Annotated in this window: 20 protein-coding genes; 15 read left to right on the forward strand and 5 right to left on the reverse strand. The window is 69.8% G+C overall.

Going from position 1 to position 20,924, the window contains the following annotated elements:
- Positions 1 to 430: 430 nt before the first annotated feature.
- The 4 genes from FWJ67_RS02450 (at position 431) to FWJ67_RS02465 (ending at position 4,623) form a co-directional block, all read left to right on the forward strand.
- On the forward strand, positions 431 to 1,726 hold the full coding sequence (locus FWJ67_RS02450; RefSeq protein ID WP_304172644.1) for an ABC transporter substrate-binding protein: 1,296 nt from the start codon (positions 431 to 433) through the stop codon (positions 1,724 to 1,726).
- 80 nt (positions 1,727 to 1,806) lie between these two features.
- The gene (locus FWJ67_RS02455; RefSeq protein WP_304172645.1) at positions 1,807 to 2,676 is read left to right on the forward strand and encodes a carbohydrate ABC transporter permease; all 870 of its coding nucleotides are present in this window, start codon (positions 1,807 to 1,809) and stop codon (positions 2,674 to 2,676) included.
- Complete coding sequence (locus FWJ67_RS02460; protein WP_304172646.1) at positions 2,676 to 3,524, forward strand: carbohydrate ABC transporter permease; 849 nt, start codon at positions 2,676 to 2,678, stop codon at positions 3,522 to 3,524. The genes FWJ67_RS02455 and FWJ67_RS02460 overlap by 1 nt, the downstream gene beginning before the upstream one ends.
- A gap of 64 nt (positions 3,525 to 3,588) precedes the next feature.
- Positions 3,589 to 4,623, forward strand: a complete 1,035-nt coding sequence (locus FWJ67_RS02465; RefSeq protein WP_304172647.1) for a LacI family DNA-binding transcriptional regulator — start codon at positions 3,589 to 3,591, stop codon at positions 4,621 to 4,623.
- A gap of 16 nt (positions 4,624 to 4,639) precedes the next feature.
- Here the strand turns inward: FWJ67_RS02465 and lpdA are convergent, their stop codons facing one another.
- The 5 genes from lpdA to FWJ67_RS02490 form a co-directional block, all read right to left on the reverse strand.
- A complete protein-coding gene (lpdA, locus tag FWJ67_RS02470; protein WP_304172648.1) occupies positions 4,640 to 6,019 on the reverse strand; it encodes a dihydrolipoyl dehydrogenase in 1,380 nt (459 codons plus the stop codon).
- 12 nt (positions 6,020 to 6,031) lie between these two features.
- Entirely contained in the window at positions 6,032 to 7,498 is a 1,467-nt protein-coding gene (locus FWJ67_RS02475) for a dihydrolipoamide acetyltransferase family protein (protein WP_414482554.1), read from the reverse strand.
- Positions 7,483 to 8,478 (reverse strand): alpha-ketoacid dehydrogenase subunit beta, encoded by a 996-nt coding sequence (locus FWJ67_RS02480; protein WP_304172650.1) that lies wholly within the window; start codon positions 8,476 to 8,478, stop codon positions 7,483 to 7,485. Before FWJ67_RS02480 ends, FWJ67_RS02475 begins: the two co-directional genes overlap by 16 nt.
- Positions 8,459 to 9,553, reverse strand: a complete 1,095-nt coding sequence (pdhA, locus tag FWJ67_RS02485) for a pyruvate dehydrogenase (acetyl-transferring) E1 component subunit alpha (RefSeq protein WP_414481944.1) — start codon at positions 9,551 to 9,553, stop codon at positions 8,459 to 8,461. The genes FWJ67_RS02480 and pdhA overlap by 20 nt, the downstream gene beginning before the upstream one ends.
- A gap of 146 nt (positions 9,554 to 9,699) precedes the next feature.
- Entirely contained in the window at positions 9,700 to 10,119 is a 420-nt protein-coding gene (locus tag FWJ67_RS02490; protein WP_304172652.1) for a hypothetical protein, read from the reverse strand.
- A 111-nt stretch (positions 10,120 to 10,230) separates the two neighbouring features.
- Here FWJ67_RS02490 and trpS point away from each other — a divergent pair, with 111 nt between their 5' ends.
- The 11 genes from trpS to FWJ67_RS02545 all read left to right on the forward strand — a co-directional run bounded on the left by trpS (position 10,231) and on the right by FWJ67_RS02545 (position 20,916).
- Complete coding sequence (trpS, locus tag FWJ67_RS02495; RefSeq protein WP_304172653.1) at positions 10,231 to 11,211, forward strand: tryptophan--tRNA ligase; 981 nt, start codon at positions 10,231 to 10,233, stop codon at positions 11,209 to 11,211.
- 39 nt (positions 11,212 to 11,250) lie between these two features.
- A complete protein-coding gene (locus tag FWJ67_RS02500; RefSeq protein ID WP_414481943.1) occupies positions 11,251 to 13,026 on the forward strand; it encodes a glycerophosphodiester phosphodiesterase family protein in 1,776 nt (591 codons plus the stop codon).
- Positions 13,027 to 13,287: 261 nt separating this feature from the next.
- On the forward strand, positions 13,288 to 13,713 hold the full coding sequence (locus FWJ67_RS02505) for a cytochrome c maturation protein CcmE (protein WP_414481942.1): 426 nt from the start codon (positions 13,288 to 13,290) through the stop codon (positions 13,711 to 13,713).
- Positions 13,713 to 15,725 carry a heme lyase CcmF/NrfE family subunit gene (locus FWJ67_RS02510; protein ID WP_414482563.1) on the forward strand — a complete coding sequence of 671 codons (2,013 nt, stop codon included), beginning with the start codon at positions 13,713 to 13,715 and terminating at the stop codon, positions 15,723 to 15,725. Before FWJ67_RS02505 ends, FWJ67_RS02510 begins: the two co-directional genes overlap by 1 nt.
- A gap of 67 nt (positions 15,726 to 15,792) precedes the next feature.
- On the forward strand, positions 15,793 to 17,127 hold the full coding sequence (locus tag FWJ67_RS02515; RefSeq protein WP_414481941.1) for an ATP-binding protein: 1,335 nt from the start codon (positions 15,793 to 15,795) through the stop codon (positions 17,125 to 17,127).
- Positions 17,099 to 17,749 (forward strand): response regulator, encoded by a 651-nt coding sequence (locus FWJ67_RS02520; protein WP_414481940.1) that lies wholly within the window; start codon positions 17,099 to 17,101, stop codon positions 17,747 to 17,749. Before FWJ67_RS02515 ends, FWJ67_RS02520 begins: the two co-directional genes overlap by 29 nt.
- Positions 17,750 to 17,844: 95 nt before the next feature.
- A complete protein-coding gene (locus FWJ67_RS02525) occupies positions 17,845 to 18,078 on the forward strand; it encodes a hypothetical protein (protein ID WP_304172658.1) in 234 nt (77 codons plus the stop codon).
- Positions 18,079 to 18,189: 111 nt separating this feature from the next.
- Entirely contained in the window at positions 18,190 to 18,882 is a 693-nt protein-coding gene (locus tag FWJ67_RS02530) for a TetR/AcrR family transcriptional regulator (protein ID WP_414481939.1), read from the forward strand.
- A gap of 16 nt (positions 18,883 to 18,898) precedes the next feature.
- Positions 18,899 to 19,222 (forward strand): SCP2 sterol-binding domain-containing protein, encoded by a 324-nt coding sequence (locus FWJ67_RS02535; RefSeq protein ID WP_304172357.1) that lies wholly within the window; start codon positions 18,899 to 18,901, stop codon positions 19,220 to 19,222.
- A 30-nt stretch (positions 19,223 to 19,252) separates the two neighbouring features.
- A complete protein-coding gene (locus FWJ67_RS02540) occupies positions 19,253 to 20,077 on the forward strand; it encodes an SDR family NAD(P)-dependent oxidoreductase (RefSeq protein ID WP_369686548.1) in 825 nt (274 codons plus the stop codon).
- 32 nt (positions 20,078 to 20,109) lie between these two features.
- Positions 20,110 to 20,916, forward strand: a complete 807-nt coding sequence (locus FWJ67_RS02545; RefSeq protein WP_304172360.1) for an enoyl-CoA hydratase/isomerase family protein — start codon at positions 20,110 to 20,112, stop codon at positions 20,914 to 20,916.
- Positions 20,917 to 20,924 lie beyond the last annotated feature (8 nt).

Genomic DNA, 20,924 nt, shown 5'->3' on the forward strand with positions numbered 1-20,924 from the left:
TCTTGCGGGACTGCTTTTGTCCCGGTGGGCTCCTTGGCGTCCCGTCACCTGTAGCATAGCCATGGTTGCGCTCCCTGTCAACGGGTTCCGGAGAACCTTTACCCTTTGTTAACAGAAGCTCCCCGCGGCAGGGGTCAACCCGGGCTGGGAGAGGGAAGGGCGGCGCCCCAGCGGGGTTGCCTGGCCCCGCCCGCCGGGCCCTGGCCGCCCCGCTGGGGACGGAGAAGCGCGGCACTTTCCGCCTTTCCGAGACCCGCGGCCTCCAGAAAGACCCAAAAAATGGGGAAGGAATCAATCTGTTCCAGGACAAAGATGTCAATGGCTCGGTGACGCCGTTTTCCGAGCAAGAATCGATTTCATCCCTTGGTCCCGGGCCAGGCGATGGGACGGCGTCTCCGGGCGAGACTTGCGAGGATAGGAGGCGTTCGGCGTGCGCATTCGGCGGAACCTCGCGGGCTGGATGGTCATCGCGTTGGTCCTGGTCACCATGCCTGCCCTCTCCGCGCAGAGCGGCAAGGTGACCATCCTCGGAACCTGGGGAGGCCACGAGCTGGCGGCCTTCGAGAAGGTCCTGGAACCCTTCGAGGCGGCCACGGGGATCGACGTCCAGTTTACCGGCACCCGCGACCTGCCTGCGGTCCTGACCACTCGGGTCGCTGCCGGCAACCCGCCGGACATGGCCGCCCTGCCCAATCCGGGGCAGATGCTGGAGCTGGCTGCTGGGGGGCATCTGGTCGACCTGAGCCAGATCCTCGACATGGACCAACTCCGGGAGGACTTCGCCCCCGTCTGGCTGGAGATGGGCTCCTACGACGGGAAGTTGGTGGCCATCGTCCTCTCGGCCGACCTGAAGAGCCTGGTCTGGTACAACCCCAAAGAGTTCGCCGCCCGGGGCTACCAGGTGCCCACCACCTGGGATGAGCTGCTGGCCCTGACGGAGCAGATCGCCCGGGACGGCCACACCGCCTGGTCCATCGGGCTGGAGTCGGGCGCGGCCAGCGGCTGGCCGGGCACCGACTGGATCGAGGACATCATGCTCCGCACCGCGGGCCCGGAGGTGTACGACCAGTGGGTCAACCACGACATCCCCTGGACCCACCCGGCGGTGCGGCGGGCCTTCGAGATCTTCGGTGAGATCGCCCGCAACCCGCGGTACGTCTACGGCGGCACCACGGCCGTGCTCTCCACCAACTTCGGCGACGCGGTCAACCCGCTCTTCACCGACCCGCCCAGGGCCTTCCTCCACCGCCAGGCGAGCTTCATCACCAGCTTCATCACCGAGAACAACCCTGGGGTGGTGGCGGGTGAAGACTACGACTTCTTCCCCCTGCCGGCCATCGATCCCCAGTGGGGCGTGCCCGCCCTGGGCGCGGCGGACCTGATCGGCGTCTTCCGGGATACGCCTGAGACCCGGGCGCTCATCCGCTACCTGGTGACACCGGGGGCGCAGGCGATCTGGGTGTCGGAGCTCGGGAAGCTCTCGGCCAACCGGCGGGTCACCCCCAACGCCTACCCCGACGAGCTCACCCGGAAGATGGCCCAGACCCTGGTGGAGGCCGAAGTCTTCCGCTTCGACGGCTCTGACCTGATGCCGCCCGCCGTCGGCTCGGGCGCCTTCTGGGAGGGCGTGCTCATGTATGTCGGCGGCGAGGACCTGGACACGGTCCTGGAGTTCATCGAGGCGGCCGCGGACGACGCCTACACCAGCGGCGCGGCCACCGACTGACGGTGGCTTTGTCCACGGGCCGGGTTCTGCCGGGGGCGGGAGCGCCCCCGGCAGCCCGTCTTCTGAGGGGAGGGACTCCCATGCGGGTCAGCCGTTCTTGGACCTGGTCCTTTGTGGCGCCCGCCCTCTTCTTCCTGGGGCTCTACCTGGTCTACCCCACCCTGGCCACCATTCACACCAGCTTTCTGGACCGGCACGGGGAAGGGTGGGTGGGCCTGACCAACTACGTTTACGCCTTCACCTCGCCGGCCATGCGGACGGCCTTCCGGAACAACCTCCTCTGGATGGTGGTCTTCACCACGGTCACCGTGGGCCTGGGGCTCCTCCTGGCCGTGCTCACCGACCGGGTCCGCTACGAGGGGGTGGCCAAGTCCATCATCTTCTTGCCCATGGCCGTCTCCTTCGTCGGCGCGGGCGTCATCTGGAAGTTCGTCTACGCCTACAACCCGCCCGGAGCCAACCAGATCGGCCTCCTCAACCAGATCGTGGTCGCCTTGGGCGGCGAGCCGGTGGGCTGGCTTCTGGAGCAGCCGTGGGTGAACAACCTGGCCCTGATCATGGTGGGGATCTGGATCTGGACGGGGTTTGCCATGGTGATCCTCTCGGCCGCCTACAAGGGGATCCCCAAGGAGCTGAAGGAGGCGGCCCGGGTGGACGGGGCCAGCGAGTGGCAACTCTTCTGGCACGTCAGCCTGCCCTACATCCAGTCGACCATCGCGGTGGTGGCCACCACCATGATCATCAACGTCCTGAAGATCTTCGACATCGTCTACGTGATGACCAACGGCAACTTCGGCACGGAAGTCTTGGCCAACCGGATGTACAAGGAGATGTTTCAGTTCCGCAACTTCGGCCGGGCCGGGGCGGTGGCGGTCATCCTCTTCCTGGCCATCCTGCCCTTGATGCTCCTCAACATCCACCGGTTCCGGCGCCAGGAGGTGGAGCGCTGATGGAACGGGAGGGCGCCTCCCCGCTGGTCCACCTGGTGATCATCCTCACCTGCCTGGTCTGGATCCTGCCCACCCTGGGGCTCTTGGTCAGCTCCGTCCGGCCGGCCCACGACGTGGCGGCCACCGGCTGGTGGACCGTCCTGCGCAACCCCTTCGACCTGACCCAGTACACCCTCCAGAACTACCGGGAGGTGCTGGGGGCGGCGGGCATGGGCCGGGCCTTCGTCAACAGCCTGATCATCACCATCCCGGCCACCCTGCTCACCATCGGCATTGCCGCCTTCGCGGCCTTCGCCTTCGCCTGGTTCCAGTTCCCCGGCCGGGATGTCCTTTTCTTGGTGGTGGTGGGGCTTTTGGTGGTGCCGCTGCAGATGACGCTGATCCCCATCCTCCGCCTCTACAGCCGCCTGGGGCTCGCGGGCACCTTCGTCGGCATTTGGCTGGCCCACGTGGGGTACGGGCTGCCCTTTGCCATCTACCTGCTCCGGAACTTCTTCGGCTCCCTGCCGGCCGATCTTTTCGAGTCGGCCTTCATCGACGGGGCCTCGCCTTTGACCGCCTTCTTCCGCCTGGCCCTGCCCCTGTCGGTGCCAGCCCTGGCCAGCTTGGGCATCTTCCAGTTCCTCTGGGTGTGGAACGACCTGCTGGTGGGGCTCATCTACCTGGGCGGGAGCCCCTCGGTGGCGCCTTTGACGGTCCGCCTCAGCACCTTGGTGGGCTCCTACGGCCAGAGCTGGCACCTCCTGACCGCGGCCGCCTTCGTCTCCATGGCCGTGCCCATGGCGGTCTTCTTTGCCCTCCAGCGGTACTTCGTCCGGGGCATCCTGGCGGGCGCCGTCAAAGGCTGACGCCGGTCGGGGCCCGGGTTCGGACCCGGGCCGACCACGAACAGGGAAGCACGACGAGGTAAGGATGAACGCCTTGATCGGGTTGGGTGACAACCGACGGCCGACCATCCGGGATGTGGCCAAGGTGGCGGGGGTCTCCCCCTCCACCGTCTCCCGGGTGCTGAACGGGCGGGGCCCCGTGCGGGAGAGCACCCGCCGCCAGGTGGAGGAGGCGATCCGGCGCCTCCGCTACGCTCCCCACCCGGCCGCCCGGGACCTGCGCTTGAAGAGCGGGCACCTCCTGGGGCTGATCATCTCCAACCTCACCTTCCCCTTTTTCGGTGAGGTGCTCAAAGGGGTGGTGGAGACGGCCACCGCCCGAGGCTACGGGGTCTTGCTCGCGGACAGCGAGGGGCGCCTCCGGCGGGAGCTGGAGCTGTTGGAGGAGGTCCGCCGGCGGGGGTGCCGGGCCTCCCTCCTCATCACCAGCGCCTACCGGCCCGAACACGCCCTGGTGCTCCGGCGCAGCGGGATGCCCGTGGTCCTGGCCAGCGCCCATGTGGCCGATCCCGAAGTGCCCTGTGTGGGGGTGGACAACGCGGCGGCCGCCTTCGAGCTGATGCAGCACCTCCTCGCCCAAGGCCACCGGCGCATCGGCATCATCCGGGGCCCGCTGGACGACCCCGTCACCAGTGGGGAGCGGCTGAAGGGATGCCGCCTGGCCTTACAGGGCGCGGGCCTCCCCTGGGACGAGACCCTGGTGGAGGAGGGGGACTTCTCCATCCGGGGCGGCCGGGAGGCGGCCGAGCGGTTGCTGGCCCGGGGGGTGGCGATGACGGCCCTCTTCGCCTTCAGCGACGAGATGGCCATGGGGGCTCTTCAAGCTTTGCGGCGGGCGGGCCTGCGGGTGCCGGAGGATGTGGCCCTGGCCGGCTTCGACGACCTGCCCCTGGCGGAAGGGCTGGAGCCGCCCCTCACCACCATCGCTCAGCCCAAGGGGGAGATCGGCCGGGTGAGCGCTGGGCTGGCCATCGACCTGGCCGAAGGGCGGCCCGTCCAACGGATCAAGGTGACGGTGCCCCACCGGCTCATCGTCCGCCGGTCCACCGCCGCCCATTGATCCGGCCGTTCGGCCGTTAGATATGGATGGCCCGTCCCAGCGCGGCCAGGGCCGCCTCCCGGACGGCCTCGGCGATGGTGGGGTGGGCGTGGACCGTCCCGCCCAGCTCCTCCAGGGTGGTCTCCATGTTGACGGCCAGCCCCGCCTCGGCCAAGATCTCCGTCACCTGCGGGCCCACCAGGTGCACCCCCAGCACCTGGCCGTAGCGGCGCTCGCCCACCACCTTCACCAGGCCTCCCGTCTCCTGGAGGGCCACCGCCTTCCCGTTGGCCTGGAGGGGGAAGACCCCGGTGACCACCTCATAGCCCCGCTCCCGGGCTTGGGCCTCCGTGAGCCCCACCGAGGCCACCTGGGGCTCGCAGTAGGTGGCCCGGGGCATCCGCTCGGGCTGGAGGCGGGGGACAGGCCGGCCGGCCATGTGCTCCACGGCCACCACCGCCTCCTCCGAGGCGACGTGGGCCAGCATGGGCGGCCCCACCAGGTCGCCCACCGCGTAGATCCCCGGCCGGGTCGTCTCCATGTGCTCGTTCACCTTGACAAAGCCCCGGTCCGTTTCGATGCCCAGCTCCTCCAGGCCCAAGTTCTCGCTGTTGGGTTGGGTGCCCACCGCCATCAAGACCATGTCTGCCTCCAGGGGCTCCGCCTCCCCCTCCAGGGTGAGGTGGACTTGGCCCCCGTGGCGCGCCAGGCCGGCCACCCGCACGCCCGTGCGGACCTGGATCCCTTGGCGCTGGAAGGCGCGCTCCAGGGCTTGAGCCAGCTCCGGCTCCTCGTTGGGGAGGAGGTGGGGGAGCATCTCCAGCACCGTCACCTGGGCGCCGTAGGTGCGGTAGATGGAGGCGAACTCCACACCGATGGCGCCCCCGCCCACGATGACCACACGCCCGGGAAGCTCCCGCCGGCTGAGCGCGTGGCGGCTGGAGAGGACCAGCTCGCCGTCCAGCTCCACCCCCGGCAGGCTCCGGGGCCGGCCGCCGGTGGCCAGGAGGATCTTATCGGCCACCAGCTCCTCGCCCGACGGTTCCACCACCACCCGGTCGGGACCGGCCAGCCGTCCCCGGCCCTCCACCACGTGGACCCCGTTCTTCCGCATGAGAAAGCTGACGCCCTTGGCCAGCCGCTGGGCCGCCTGGCGGCTCAGATCGATGGCCTTGCCGAAGTCAGCGGAGACAGGGCCGGTCTCGATGCCGTACCGTCCGGCCTCCTGGACGCGCCGGAGCACCTCGGCGGTGTGGAGGAGGGATTTGGTCGGGATGCACCCCCAGTTGAGGCAGACGCCGCCCAGGTGCTCCTGCTCCACCAGGGCGACCCGGAGCCCCAGCTGGCGGGCCCGGATGGCCCCGACGTAACCGCCCGGTCCCCCGCCCACCACCACCAGGTCGAACCTCTCGGCCACCCCATCCACTCCTTATCTGGCCAGGTGGGGGTTTACCAGCAACCAGGGATGTTCCAGGAGCTCCCGGATCCGGTTGAGGAACCGGGCGACTTCCACCCCGTCGGTCACCCGGTGGTCGGCCGCCAAGGTGAGCGTCATGACGGTGGCCGGCTGGATCTGGCCGTCGACCACCCAGGGCTGCTGACGCGCCCCTCCGGCGGCCAGGATCGCCGTCTGGGGTGGGTTGATGATGGCGCTGAACGCCTCAACGCCGAACATGCCCAGGTTGCTCAAAGTGAAGGTGCCCCCCGCATACTCATCGGGCTTGAGGCGCCCCTTCCGGGCCGCCCGAACCACCCGGTGGACCTCCCGGGCCAGCTCCACCAGACCCTTCCCGTTGCAGTCCCGCACCACCGGGGTGAGCAGCCCGTCCTCCACCGCCACGGCGATGGCCACGTCCACCGTCGGGTTGATCCGGAGGCCCTCGTCGGTGTAGGTTCCATTGAGGTTGGGGAACTCCTCCAAGGCCAGGGCGGAAGCCCGGACCAGGAGGTCGTTGACGGTGATCCGGTCCTCGTCGGGGAGCTCCCGATTGAGGTCCACCCGGAAGGCGAGGGCCTGGTCCATCAGCACCTGGACGCTCTCGTAGAAGTGGGGGATCTCCCTCTTGGACTGGCTCATGCGGCGGGCAATGGTGCGGCGCATCCGGCTCCACGGTTTGATCTCCGCCGGGGCAGGGGACGGGGCGGCAGGGCTGGCCGGGGCAGGGGCCGCCTCCCCCGCCGAAGAGATCCCGTCGCCTGCCGGCGGGGTGGTCTCAGGGTCCGTGGTGGCCGGCGGCTGGGCGAAGGGGTGCTCGCCCAGGGTTTGGCCCGCCAGGCGCTGGGCCTGGGGAGCGGCGGCCTCGCCCAGGTAGTGGGCGGGATCGTGGAAGCGGGGCACGAAGCGGTACTCGCCGGCCGTGATGGCGGGCTGGGCGTCTTGAGCCTGGCTCTGGCGGGCCGCCTCCTCCACGTCGTGGCTCAGGATGCGGCCTCCCGGGCCTCTCCCCTGGAGGGTGGCCGGGTCGACGCCCTGCTCCGCGGCCATCTGGCGGGCGACACGGCTGATGCCCCGGGGGGCGGGTTCTGCCGGCGGAGGGGGCGGAGACGGCGGGGCAGCGGCGGGAGTGCCCTCGGGGGCCGGCTCCCGGGTGGGCGCGGGTTGGCGGGCCGCCCCGTCCACCTCGCGCCCCTCCAGGGTCGGGGGAGCCTGGGCGGCCGCCAGCGGCTCCAGAAGGGCGACGGGTTCCCCCACGGGGACCGTCGCCCCCTCCTCCACCAGGAGCTTGGCCAAGCGGCCGCTCTCGAAAGCTTCCAGCTCCACCGTCGCCTTGTCCGTTTCGATCTCGGCCAAGGCGTCACCCTTCTCCACCGCGTCCCCAGGCTGCTTCAACCAGCGGACCAGGCGGCCTTCCTGCATGTCGAAGCCCATCTGCGGCATGATCACCTGACGAGCCATGCCCCATCCCCTTCCAGAAGGCGGGCTGCCCGCCGGATCACCCCGTCCACCTGGGGCAGGGCGAGCCGCTCCAGGTTGGCGGCATACGGCATGGGCACCTCGGCGCCCCCCACCCGGAGGACGGGTCCCCGCAGGGCCTCGAAGGCCTCCTCGGCCAGCCGGGCGGCGATCTCGGCTCCGACGCCGTAGCTTTGCCAGTCGTCCCCCACGATGACCACCCGGCCCGTCTTCCGCACCGAGGCCAGGACGGGACCCATGTCCAGGGGCCGCAGGGTCCGGAGGTCCACCACCTCGGCCTCCACCCCTTGGGCGGCCAGCCGCTCGGCCGCCTCCAAGGCGACCACCACGCCCCGGGAGTGGGCGACCAGGGTGAGATCCCGGCCTTCCCGCCGGACCAGGCTCTGGCCCAGAGGGACGAGGAAGTCGGGGTCGTCGGGCACCGGCCCCTTCATGCTGTAGAGCAGGGCGCTCTCCACGAAGAGCACAGGATCGGGATCGCGGATGGCTGCCTTCAAGAGCCCATAGGCGTCGGCCGGGGAGGCGGGGGTGACCACCTTCAGCCCCGGAATGAAGGCGAAGAGGACCTCCAGGTTTTGGGAGTGGGTGGCCGCCAGACGCCGCCCGCCGTTGACGGTGCGGACCACCAGCGGCACGTGGAACTGGCCGTTGAACATGTAGTGGATCTTGGCCGCACCGTTGATCAGCTGGTCCGCGGCGGGGAGGATGAAGTTGATGCTCATGATCTCCACCACGGGGCGGAGGCCGCCTAAGGCGGCGCCGATGCCGGCTCCCGCGATGGCCGCCTCGGAGATGGGCGTGTCCCGCACCCGCTCGGGGCCGAACCGGGCCAAGAGCCCTTTGGTCACCGCGTAGGAGCCGCCGTAGGCTCCCACGTCTTCGCCCATGATGAAGACCCGCTCGTCCCGTTCCATCTCCTCCATCAGAGCCCGCCGGACGGCCTCACGGTAGGTGAGCTCCAACGCCGTTCCCCCCTCCTGCGGGGAGGGCCGCCGCCAGCGGGGCCCGGTAGACCCCGTGGTGGAGGGTGGCCGGGTCAGGCTCGGGGCTCTGCTCGGCAAAGGCGATGGCCGCCTCCACCACCTGCTCCGCCTCCTGGTCCGCCCGGCGCAAGGCCTCGGGTGTCACCACGCCCGCCTCCAGGAGCTCCTGGGCGAAGAGCTGGATGGGGTCCCAGGCCCGCCACGCCTTCAGCTCCTCCTTGGTCCGGTACAGCTCTGGGTCGGCCATGGAGTGGCCCCGGTACCGGTAGGTGAGGGCCTCAAGGAAGACGGGGCCCTTCCCCTCCCGGGCCCAGCGGGCGGCGCTGGCCACCGCGGCCCGGACCTCCAGGAGGCGCATGCCGTTGATCCGGGCCGACGGGATCCCATAGGCGGCCCCGCGGCGGTGGAGCTCCGTCACCCGCATGGCCCGCTCGATGGCGGTCCCCATCCCGTACAGGTTGTTCTGGCAAAGGAAGATGACGGGCAGTTCCCAGGTGGCCGCGAGGTTGAGGGCCTCGTGGAAGGCCCCCGTGTTGGTGGCCCCGTCACCGAAGATGCAGAGGACGACCCGGGGCTCCTTCCGGTACTGGTGTGCCAGGGCCAGGCCCGCCGCGATCGGCAGGTGGATGCCCACGATGGCGTGGCCTCCCCAGAAACGCCGGCCGGCGTCGGCCAGGTGCATGGAGCCGCCCCGGCCGCCGCTGACGCCGTCAGCCCGGCCGAAGAGCTCGGCCATCACCCGCCCTGGGTCGCTCCCCCGGGCCAGGGCCACCCCGTGGTCCCGGTAATGGGTGATCAGGTCGTCCTCAGGCTCCAAGGCGGCCAGCCCGCCCACGGCCAGAGCCTCCTCGCCGTTGGCCAGGTGGAGAAAGCCGCCGATCCGGCCCTGGGTATACGCCTGGGCCGCCCGTTCCTCGAAGTGGCGGATCACCTGCATCTGCCGGTAGTACTCCAGCAGGCGTTCGGGCGGTTCATCCCGGAGATCGGGTGGTGGATCGGGCGTCCAGCCTGTCCACCCGTCCCGGCCGGGCTCCGGGTTGTTCGCCTGCGCCATCCCCTCGCCCCCTCCCATGCTGGCCCGCCTCCGGCCCCTCCCGCGCGCCTTCCGCCCTTCCGGGAGAGGCGGAATCGAAGGCTAGAGTGGCCGCCCCAGGGGGGAAGTATGCGGCTTGCCAGGGCGTGGCAAAGGGCGGGCCAGCCTCACCGGGCGCCCGGCGGTTCCGGGGCGGGAGGGGACGGTGGGTGGCCTGGAAGCCCGACCGGCGACGGGGAAGGCCCGCCGGGCGAGGCGAACTGGACCCGGGGGGGCCGTCCCGCCAAGGGGCGGGGGACCAGGCGAGGGAGGACCGCTTCCACGACGAAGTCGAAGCGGTAGTAGCCTGGGTACTCATGGACCCGGGTGAGCCGGGCCCGGGCCACGGGGATGAGCTGCTCCCCATCCACCCGGACCACCTCGGCCGGGAGGCCGGGCCGGATCGCTCCCTCCCGCAGGTCCTCCAGCACCTCCAACTCCACCCGGGCCGGCTCGTACGCCAGGTGGTAGGTGGACCCGGGCCCCAGGTGGGAGAGGTTTTCCACCACCCAGTCGGAGAAGACCGGTAAGAGCAGCACGGCCGGCACGAGGTACACCCCCTTCTTCTGAGGATGGGTTCCGGGGGGCTCGGGGGCCCCAGGTTGACAGAACGGAAGGGCTCGCGCAGAATCGACAAAGGAACGTCGGGAGGTGTGGGGATGAGCCGCGTCTTCTCGGGGATCCAGCCCACCGGGGTGGTCCACATCGGCAACTACGTGGGGGCCATCCGGAACTGGGTCCGTCTGCAGGATGAGATGGAATCGTTCTATTGTATTGTCGATTACCACTCGATGACGATCCCGTACGACGCGGAAAGCTTCCCCCGGCGGGTTCTGGAGGCAGCCGCCGTCAACCTGGCGGCCGGATTGGACCCGGAGAAGACCAGCCTCTTCATCCAGTCCCACGTGCCGGAAGTGACAGAGCTCGCCTGGATTCTGGGGTGTGTGACACCTCTCGGCGAGCTGCAGCGGATGACCCAGTTCAAAGACAAGGCCCGCCAGCACGCGCAGAGCATCAACGCCGGCCTGCTCAACTATCCGATCCTCATGGCCGCGGACATCCTGCTCTACAAGGCGGACACCGTCCCCGTCGGGGAGGACCAGCTCCAGCACCTGGAGCTGACCCGGGAGATCGCCCGGCGCTTCAACGCTGCCTTCGGCCCCACCTTCCCCGAGCCCCAAGCCCGCCTCACCACGGGCGCCCGCATCATGGCCCTGAACGACCCGGAACGGAAGATGTCCAAGAGCGTGCCGGGCAGCTACATCGCCCTCACCGACGAGCCCGATGAGATCCGCCGCAAGATCCGGCGGGCGGTGACCGACACCGGCCCCACCAGCGGCGAGATGAGCCCCGGCGTGCGGAACCTCTTCACCCTGCTGGAGGTCTTCGACACCGAGGGGGCCACCTACCGGGCCCTCCGGGAGGCCTACGACCAAGGGACCCTCAGGTATGTGGAGTTGAAGGACGCGGTGGCCGATCACATGATTGCGCACCTGGAGCCCATCCGCGAGCGGTACCAGGAGCTGATCCACCGCCAGGAGGAGCTCCGGGCCATCCTGGCCGCCGGGGCTGACCAGGCCCGGAAGGTGGCCCGGGCGACCATGGAGGAAGTGCGCGAACGGACCGGTCTGCGGACGTAGGGTTTCGTCCCCGGGCTGGAACAGAAGGGGGCACCGGTCGTGTTCGATCCTGCCGTCAACATCTGGCTCCAGGCACTGGCGAGCCCCTGGCTCGATCAGTTCTTCCTCTGGATCACCGCCTTAGGAGACGAGCTCGCCTACACGTTGCTCTTGCCCGCCCTCTACTGGTTGACCGACCGGCGGAACGCCCGCCAGGTGGCCCTGGTTTTCCTGGTCTCCATGAGCCTCAACGGCATCCTCAAGGAGTGGCTCGCCCTCCCCCGGCCCAACCCGGCCGACGGGGTCCGCCTCCTCATCCAGGAGACAAGCCCTGGGTTCCCCTCGGGCCACGCGCAGGGCTCCTCCACCCTTTGGACGTCCCTGGCTCTGGCCTACGGCTCCCGGCTCTTGGGCTGGCTGGCGGCCATCCTCATCCCCCTCATCTGCCTCTCCCGGCTCTACTTGGGGGTCCATTACCTGGCCGACATCCTGGGCGGCTTGGCTTTGGGGTTTGGGCTCGTCGCCCTCTTCTTCACGGGATACCGTCGGGGTTGGGGCAATCGCTGGCCTGTGGGCGTGAAGGCGCTCCTCATCATCTTGGCCATGCCCATCCTTCTCTTCCTCAACCCCAACTCCGGGGCCGTCCGGATCCTCGGGTTCCTGTCGGGCTTCTTGCTCGGCGACTGGGTGGGGCGCCACGCCCTGGCCTATCGGCCCCAGGGGAGCCCCGCCGCCCAGGTGGGGAAGCTCCTCCTGGGCTACGGGGGCTTCTTCGCCATCGTCTACCTCGTGGAACGCTGGGTGCCCGCAGGGCTGCCCAGCCTTCTCGGGTATGGGCTGGCGGCCCTCTGGGTGACGGTGGGCGCGCCCTGGCTCTTCCTGACCTTGGGCCTGACCACCCGGGAGTGGGGCCCGGGCGGGCCTCTGGCCCGGCGGGCCCTGGGCCAGCTGGGGAGCGGCGCGCTGGTGGTGGCTCTCCTCCTTGGGCTCCTCGCCTGGTGGGCGGGTGCGCCCCTCGGCCGCCTCCCGGCGGTGGCCGGCCTCCAGCCGGGGGTGGTCCAGGTCATCGCCCACCGAGGTGGGGCCCTGGAGGCGCCTGAGAACACCCTGGTCGCCTTCGGCCAGGCCGAGACGGTCGGGGCCACCGCGCTGGAGCTGGACGTCCACCTGACGGCTGACGGTCACGTGGTGGTCCTCCATGACAGCACCGTGGACCGGACGACCAACGGGACCGGGCCCATCGCCCACCTCACCCTGGACCAGGTGCGGGAACTGGATGCGGCGTACCATTACTCGCCCGACGGCAGCACCTATCCCTTGCGGGGCGTGGGGATCGGCGTGCCCACCTTGGAGGAGGTGCTCCAGGCCCACCCGGAGACGCCCCTCATCATCGAGATGAAGATGAACGAGCCCCGCCTGGCCGAAGAGGTGGCCCGTCTGGTGGAGGCCTATGGGGCCGCGAGCCGGGTGGTGGTCTCCTCCTTCCACCGGGAGGTGCTGGACCACTTCCGGTCCCTGGCCCCTGGGGTGGCGACGGGCTTCAGCCTTCCGGAGGCCCTCCACTTTGTCCTCTTGGAACGGTTGGGTCTCAGCTTCCTCTACCCCGGGCCGCCGGGCGACGTGCTCCAGGTGCCGGAGCGGTACGGCCTGCTCCCGGTGGCCAGCAAGAACCTCATCGAGCGGGCGGCCGAGTGGGGGCTGCCGGTCCAGATCTGGACGGTGAACGACCGGGATGCCATGCGCCGGTGGGCCGTCCTGGGCGCGGCGGGGATCATCACCGACGCCCCCTCGACCCTGGTGGAGGTCCTGCGGCAGGAGGGAACCCGGGACGCCTGAACCGGGTTGAGCCCCCATGTCCCGGGAGCCCTGGGGCGTCCGTCCTAGGCAATTAGTGAAAATGGGCACTAGCACAAGTCCGGCCGCCCACCTAGAATGGAAGCGGAAGGCCCGGTTCCCATCGGGGCTGGGCCCGAGGGCCGAGGTGACGATCTCGGGTCCTGCCCCGAAGGGTGGGCGTTCGGCCGTGGGTTCCGCCGGGCAAGAGAGCGGGGTCCGGCCCGTCCCTCCGGCCCGGCCGTCCCGGAGAGGATGACGTCTATGCGGAAGCGATGGAAGCTCATCTTGGTGGTGATCACCCTGGCCGGCGCGGGCGCGCTCTTGATTCCGGCCTTGCAGGGTGGCGCCACCTACTACCTGACCATCGGCGAGGCGCTGGCCAAGGAGGAGGCCCAGCCCGGGCAGCGCTTCCGCATCGCCGGGAACGTCACCCCCGGGAGCATCGTCGACCAGCCGACCGACTTCCGGCTCAGCTTCCTGATGGAGGATGAGGGCGGGCAGGTGCCCGTGGTCTACCATGGCGCCCGTCCCGACAACCTCCAGGACGGCAGCGGGGTGGTGGTGGAAGGCCGGTTCCACGGTGAGACCTTCCACGCCGAGACGCTGATGGTCCAGTGCGCGAGCAAGTACGAAGCCGCGGAAGGGGCCGAGCACCCGGCAGAGATCCCCAAAGGACGTGATCGGTGATGCCATTCGTCGGCCACGGGCTCCTCTTGGCCGCCACCGCCGCCACCCTCTTCGGGCTGGTGGCGTACGGGCGCGCGGCGCGCCAGGGACGCCTTGAGCTGGCCCGCCAGGGGCGGGTCGCGCTGGGGCTGGCCACCCTGCTGGTCACTGCCGCCTCCCTCATCCTGATGGTCGCCCTCATCCAGACCGATTTCCGCTTCGCGTACGTGGTGCGCCATACCAACCGGGACCTGCCCCTGCTCTACCGGGTCGCCGCCTTCTGGGCGGGGCAGGAGGGGTCCCTCCTGCTGTGGCTCTGGATCTTGCTGGTGGAGGGCTTCCTCGCGCTGGGCTGGCGGAGGGGCTCCCAGGGCCCGGAAGCGGCCGACCGGCTGGAGGCGCCCGCGGGCGCGCTCCTCTTGGGGATCGCGCTCTTCTTTGAGCTCTTGGTGGTCACCGTCAGCTCGCCTTTCGGCGCGGTCGCCACCCCCCCTGCCGACGGGCGGGGCCTCAACCCCCTCCTGCAGAACCCCGGCATGCTCATCCACCCCGTCACCCTCTACCTGGGGTACGTGGGGTTCACCGTGCCCTTCGCCCTGGCCTTTGGGGCCCTGATCCTGGGCGATGGGAGCGATGCCTGGATCGAGCGGAGCCGCCGGTGGAGCCTGGCCGCCTGGCTCTTCCTCACCCTGGGGATCGTCTACGGGATGCAGTGGGCCTACGTGGAGCTGGGCTGGGGCGGCTTCTGGGCGTGGGATCCGGTGGAGAACGCCTCCCTCATCCCGTGGCTGACGGCCACCGCCTACCTCCACGGAGCCCGGGTCTGGCAGCAGCGGGGCTGCTTCAAGGTGGGCACGGTGGGGCTCTTGGCCGCCACCTTCCTCCTCACCATCTTCGGCACTTACCTGACCCGGAGCGGCGTGGTCAGCTCCGTCCACGCCTTCGCGCCCAGCACCCTGGGCAGCCTCTTCCTGGGTTTCCTCATCCTCCTCACCGTCGGGACGGTGGCGATCCTGATCTGGCGGCGCGACCTCCTGCAGGATGAGGTGGGGGTGGACAACCCGATCAGCCGGGAGGGGAGCTTCCTCCTGGCCATGCTCCTCCTGGCCGCGGCGGCGCTGGTGGTCTTCCTGGGCACCCTCTCGCCCATCCTCTCGGGCTGGCTCCTGGGCACCCGGATCCAGCTGGACGCGGCCTTCTACAACCGGGTGGTGCCCCCCATCGGCCTTCTCATCGTGGCGGTGATGGGGCTGGCCCCCCTCCTCCCCTGGGGGCGGGCCACCCGGCGAACCTGGCGGCGGCTGGTCTGGCCTTTGGGCCTGGCGGGGGCCGTCACCCTGGGTCTGGCCGCGGCGGGAATCCATCACGGCCTCGCCTTGGCCGCCGCCTTGGCCTGCTTCTTCGCCCTCGCCGTCACCCTCCCCGAACTGCTCAAGGGCTTCCGGGGACACGCCCGCGGCCTGGGCGGGCGGCTGAAGGGGGCCCTCCGGGCCGCCCGGCGGAATCCCAGCCGGGTGGGGGGCTACCTGGTCCACATCGGGGTGGCGGTGATGGTGGTGGGGATGGTGGGCGCCACCGTCTTCGAAACTTCCGCCGACGTGGTCCTCCAGCCGGGCCAGATGACCGAGCTCGCCGGTCACCGGCTCCACTACGCGGGGCTCCGGCAGCGGATGGACTCCCCCTCCCAGGTGACCATCCACGCGGAGCTCATCCTCCTGGGGGATGGCCGGCCCCTGGGCCGGCTGCGGCCCGAGAAGGTCTTCTACACCTACGCCCGGCCCACCACCGAGCCGGCCATCCTGGGGGGCCCCCGGGGGGACCTCTACGTGATCTTGAACGGGTGGGAGGAAGGCGGCCGCCAAGCCAGCTTCACCCTGGTCTGGCATCCCTTGATCAGCTGGATGTGGTGGGGCGCCTACATCATGGCCGCGGGTGGGTTGATCGCCTTCGGGCCCACGCCCCAGGCCCGTTCCCGCGGGGCGGCCCGGAGCACGCCCCCAGCCCTCCCGGCCGGCGAGGGAACGGGGGCGTAGGGGCAGGGCGGCGGCGGGATGGAGGCCTCTGGGACCGGGGAGGGGATAGGGAGAGGAGGCGCAGCCGATGGCTCTTCACCTGAGCAGCCGGCGGCACCGGCCGCTGCTCACCTACCAGTGGCTGGACACCTACACCCGCAGCCGCTGGCTGGTCGGCGGGCTGGCCGCCCTCATTCTGGTCGGGTTGAAGGTGGGCTTCAGCCTCGGCTACCCGCTGCTGCCCGTTCTGGCCATCACCGTCATCTACGTGGCCCTTCAGCCCCTCTTCACCATCCTGCTCGAGCGGTACGACGAGGTGGACCCCACCATGGCCCTGGTGGAGCTGGTGGTGGACAGCCTCCTGGTCACCGCCCTGATCTACTGGACGGGCGGCATCCAGAGCCCCTTCCACTGGCTCTGGATCGGCCTGGTCATGCTGGCCGCCTTGACAGGCGGCCGGAAGGCCAGCCTGGTCATGGCCGTGGCCATCACCCTGGTGAGCGGTCTGGAGCTGGGCCTGGAGGTCTGGGGCCTCCTCCCGTCCCAAGCGGCCGGCGGGCCTAGCCACCGGACCCTGCCGCCCGGCGCCGGTCCCGAAGGGGCGGTCCTCCACCTGGTGGTGGACGGGCTCTTCTTCCTCATGGCGGGCTACCTCTCGGGGATCTTGGTGGAGACCGCGCAGATCCAGGCCCGGCGCCTGGGGGTGGTGGAGCAGGAGCTCCGCCGCCAGGAGCTGACCCGTCGCCGGCTCCTCCGGATGGTGGTGACGGCCCAGGAAGAGGAGCGGAAACGGGTGGCCCGGGAGCTCCACGACGAGACGAGCCAGATGATCACCGCGCTCCTCCTGAACGTGAAGCACATGGAGCACCAGATCCGGACCGGCGGCGACATCGAAGGGCCCATGCGGACCGTCGAGGAGGCGGCCGACCGGGCTCTGGCCGCGTTGAGCCGGGTGATCTGGGCCCTGCGGCCCCAGCAGTTGGATGAGCTGGGGCTGGTCGCGGCCGTCCGCCATGCGGCCGAGACCATGCTGGGCGACCGGGTCACCCTCCACTTCCAGGCCCGCATCGACCGGGAGCTGCCCGAAGAGGTGGAGATCACCGTCTACCGGGTCCTCCAAGAGGCGATCACCAACGTGGCCCGGCACGCCCAGGCCCGGGAGGTCTGGATCGATCTCTTCCAGGACGACACGGGGATCTGTCTCCGGGTAGAGGACGACGGGGTGGGCTTCCGCCCCGAAGAGGTTTCCCAGAACGCTGAAGGGGGCATGGGCCTCACTGGCATGGAGGAGCGGATCCGGCTCTTTGACGGCAGCTTCTCCCTGGAGTCGGTTCCAGGGCAGGGCACCCGGGTGACCGCCCGGATCCCCTTGGAGAGTGAGGAGGTGTCCGACCATGACACCCATTCGGGTCCTGATTGTTGATGATCAGCAGATGATCCGCGAGGGCATCGGGCTCATCCTGCGAAGCCACCCCGACATCGAGGTGGTGGGGGAGGCGGCCAACGGCCGGGAAGCGCTGGAGAAGGTGGAAGAGACCCAGCCTAATGTGGTCTTGATGGACATCAGCATGCCGGAGCTGAACGGCATCGACGCGACCGCACTGGTGAAGCGCCGGTGGCCCGAGGTGAAGGTCCTCGGCCTGACGGTCCACGACACCGAGGGGTACATCCTCCAGCTCCTGCGGGCCGGTGCCTCCGGCTACATCGTCAAGAAGGCGGCGGGCGATGAGCTGGTGGAGGCGATCCGGGCCGTCCAGCGGGGCGACTACTACCTCCACCCGACGGTCACCCGGCAGGTGATCGAGGAGTATATGCGCCACATGCGGGAAGGGACCCGGGGTCCCGAGGACGTGCTGACGGCCCGGGAACGGCAGATCGTCCAGCTGGCGGCGGAAGGGTACAAGAACCGGGAGATCGCCGAGATGCTCAACATCTCCCTGAAGACCGTGGAGACCCACCGGGCCAATGTGATGCAGAAGCTGAACATCTCGGACCGGGTGGAGCTGGTCCGCTACGCCATCCGCGAGGGGATCATCGAACCGTAGGGTCGGGTCCCCCTGGGTCCAAAATGGGGGGACGACCCGATGGGCCCCCTGCAGCCTAGCCCCTAGAATGGAAGTAGCTGCAGGGGGTGACGCCGGTGTCTTGGATCTGCCGTCTGGCCTGGCTGGCCGTCTCCCTGTACGGGTCGTGGCTCATCGGCCGCCACCTCCTCCAGGTCTTCCACCGGCGCTTGCAGCGCCAAGCCTTCACGGGGGGCCGGTTCTCCCTGACCCGCCTCCGCTTGGAGCTGGCCAGCCTGTGGGTGCTGGCCTCCGCGGCCTGGACCTTCCTCCTGTGGGTGATCCCGCTGCCCGTTCCGCCCGCCCTCTGACCTGCCCAGTCGGCACGCTATCTTTTTTCACCAGTATTGACAGGCAACTCGGAATCCAGTAGACTTAAACACAGTTCGACCGACCGTTTGGTAGGTTCAGGGGCGGTCCCCATGCACGAGACCCGCAAAGAGCAGGTGATCGAGGCCGCGATCCACCTTTTCCGGACCAAGGGGTACCACGCCACCTCGGTTCAGGACATCGCCGACGCGGTGGGCTTGCGCAAAGGCAGCCTCTACCACTACATCACCAGCAAAGAGGAGCTCCTCTTCGACATCATCCACGAGACCATCCAAGTCTACATCCGGCGGCTGGAGGCCATCGCCGCCCGGCCCGAACCGGCAGCCCAGCGCCTGGCCCGGGCCATCACCGCGCACATCGAGGCCGTCGCCCAGGAGACCGAGGGCTTTGCCATCTTCATCGGCGAGACCCGGGCCCTGGAGCCGGGACCGCGCCGGCGGATCGAAGAGGCGTCCCAACGGTACCGCCACCTCCTGCAGCAGCTCATCGAGGAGGCGGCTCAGGAGGGGGCCTTCCGGCCCACCGACAGCACCCTCGCCTCCCTGGCCATCTTGGGTGCCTGCAACTGGATGCACCGCTGGTATGATCCCCAGGGACGGCTCCGCCCCCAGGAGATCGCCCAGCAGTTCACGGAGATCTTCTTCCACGGGCTGGTCCACCCCCCGGCCGGGCCTGCCCCGGCGGGCCGGGCGCCCGTGGTTGGGACCGTCCCGGCGGAGGGACGGCGGCCGCCCAGCCCGAACCATCCACCCCACAGCGAGGAGCCCTGGCCCCCAGGGCCCTAAAGGAGGTTTTCTTCCCGTGGCCGATCTCAACCAGATCATGCACGAGCTTCGGCAGAAGCTGGAGACCCACCCCGAACGGTGGCAGGAGCTGGAGCTGGCCTGCCAGCTGGAGCTCTCGGGCGAGGGCGGCGGCACCTACCATTTGGTCCTGAAGGGTGGCCAGGCGGACATCGGACCCGGCGCCTTGGATGAGCCCCAGCTCACCCTCGCCATGGCGGCGGACGCCTTCGAGCGCCTGGTTGCCGGCCAGCTCAACCCGACGGCCGCCTTCATGAGCGGCCAGCTCAAGATCCAAGGGGACATCGGCATGGCCCTCAAACTGCAAGCCCTGCTCCGTTAGGCGAGCCGGGCTGAGGAGGGAGCGACGGTGATCAACCTGGAGGGCAAGGTGGCGCTGGTGACGGGCGCCTCCCGGGGCATCGGCCGGGCCGATGCCCTCACCCTCGCCCGCGCCGGGGCCGACGTGGTGGTGACCGATATCCTCCTCGAGTCGGACCTGGAATCGGCCCGGCGGGCGGAACGGTACGGTCCCCTGGCCCAGGCCATGCTGGCCACCGGGCACGTCTACACCGAGCGGACCGCCGAGGAGATCCGGGCCATGGGCCGGCGCTCCGCCGCCTACCGCATGGACGTGACCGACCCCCAGCAGGTCCGGGAGGTCTTCGCCCGGGTGAAGGAGGAGTTCGGAGGCCTCCACATCCTGGTCAACAATGCCGGCACCCTGGACCACCTGGGCCAGCTGGAGGATCAGAAGGATGAGCTCTGGCAGCGGGATCTCCAGGTGAACCTGACGGGCGCCTACAACTGCTGCAAGGCGGCCTGGCCCATCATGAAGGAGCAGCAGGACGGGCGGATCGTCAACATGTCCAGTGTGGCCGGCACCCTGGGCGGCTTCGGCCAGGCCAGCTACTCCACCACCAAGGCGGGCATCATCGGCCTCACCAAGAGCCTGGCCCTGGAAGGCGCCCGCCATGGGATCCGGGTCAACGCGGTGGCCCCCGGCATCATCGGCACCGAGGCCTTTAAGATGGGGACGGGCCACCAGGAGCGGATGATCCGCCGGACCGCTTTCCGGCGCCTGGGCGAGCCGGAGGACGTGGCCAACGCCATCGCCTTCCTCGTCTCCGACCTGGCCCGCTACATCACCGGCATCGTCCTCCACGTTTCGGGCGGGATCGAACTCTTTACGTTCTAAAGGTTGCCAAAGGCACGAGAAGGGAGAAAGGGGTGGATCCGGTGGCCCTCATCGAGATGGAGCAGGAGGCGGGCCTGGCCGTCATCCGCTTCAACCACCCGCCCGTCAACGCGCTCTCCCAAGCCTTCTTCGAAGAGCTGGAAGCGGTGCTCCAGCGGCTGGAGAGGAGCGACACCCTCCGGGCGGCCCTCTTCACCAGCCAGGTGCCCGGCATCTTCGTGGCCGGCGCCGACCTGACGGAGTTCCGGGCTTTGCTGGCCGGGGCGGGCGACCTCCACCAGCAGGCCCGGGCGACCCTGGCCCGCTTCCACGACCTCTTCAACCGCATCGAGAACCTCCCCTGCCCGACGGTGGCCGCCATCAACGGGCACGCGCTGGGCGGGGGGTGTGAGCTGGTCCTGGCCTGCGACTTCCGGGTGATGGTGGACGACGGTCAGGCGGAAATCGGCCTGCCCGAAGTGCGGCTCGGCCTCTTCCCCGGCGGGGGCGGGACCCAGCGGCTCCCCCGGCTCATCGGCGAGGCCCGGGCCAAGGAGCTCATCCTGCGGGGCTGGCGCCTCAAAGCGCCGGAGGCCCAAGCCATCGGGCTGGTCCACGAAGTCTACCCCGAGGCGGAGTTTGCCGACCGGGCCCTGGACTTGGCCCAGCGGCTGGCCCGGCAGGCGACCGCCGCCCTCGCCTTGGCCAAGCGGAACATCCACCGGAGCCGCCACCTGCCCTTGCATGAGGGCCTGGCGGCCGAAGGCGAGGACTTCCTCCAGGTGCTCACCACTGAGGATGCCCGGGAAGGGATCCAGGCCTTCTTCGAGGGCCGGAAAGCCCGGTTCCAGGGGCGCTAGGAAGGGAG

Origin of the sequence: Limnochorda sp., from assembly GCF_047459355.1 — a bacterium.
Taxonomy (GTDB): domain Bacteria; phylum Bacillota; class Limnochordia; order Limnochordales; family Limnochordaceae; genus Limnochorda.

Excerpts from the sequence above, each read along its gene's own strand:
- pdhA (WP_414481944.1), bottom strand. The coding sequence starts at position 9,553 with ATGGCGCAGGCGAACAACCCGGAGCCCGGCCGGGACGGGTGGACAGGC.
- trpS (WP_304172653.1), top strand. The coding sequence starts at position 10,231 with ATGAGCCGCGTCTTCTCGGGGATCCAGCCCACCGGGGTGGTCCACATC.
- FWJ67_RS02510 (WP_414482563.1), top strand. The coding sequence starts at position 13,713 with ATGCCATTCGTCGGCCACGGGCTCCTCTTGGCCGCCACCGCCGCCACC.
- FWJ67_RS02465 (WP_304172647.1), top strand. The coding sequence starts at position 3,589 with ATGAACGCCTTGATCGGGTTGGGTGACAACCGACGGCCGACCATCCGG.
- FWJ67_RS02515 (WP_414481941.1), top strand. The coding sequence starts at position 15,793 with ATGGCTCTTCACCTGAGCAGCCGGCGGCACCGGCCGCTGCTCACCTAC.
- FWJ67_RS02530 (WP_414481939.1), top strand. The coding sequence starts at position 18,190 with ATGCACGAGACCCGCAAAGAGCAGGTGATCGAGGCCGCGATCCACCTT.
- FWJ67_RS02460 (WP_304172646.1), top strand. The coding sequence starts at position 2,676 with ATGGAACGGGAGGGCGCCTCCCCGCTGGTCCACCTGGTGATCATCCTC.
- FWJ67_RS02475 (WP_414482554.1), bottom strand. The coding sequence starts at position 7,498 with ATGGCTCGTCAGGTGATCATGCCGCAGATGGGCTTCGACATGCAGGAA.
- FWJ67_RS02520 (WP_414481940.1), top strand. The coding sequence starts at position 17,099 with ATGACACCCATTCGGGTCCTGATTGTTGATGATCAGCAGATGATCCGC.
- FWJ67_RS02455 (WP_304172645.1), top strand. The coding sequence starts at position 1,807 with ATGCGGGTCAGCCGTTCTTGGACCTGGTCCTTTGTGGCGCCCGCCCTC.
- FWJ67_RS02505 (WP_414481942.1), top strand. The coding sequence starts at position 13,288 with ATGCGGAAGCGATGGAAGCTCATCTTGGTGGTGATCACCCTGGCCGGC.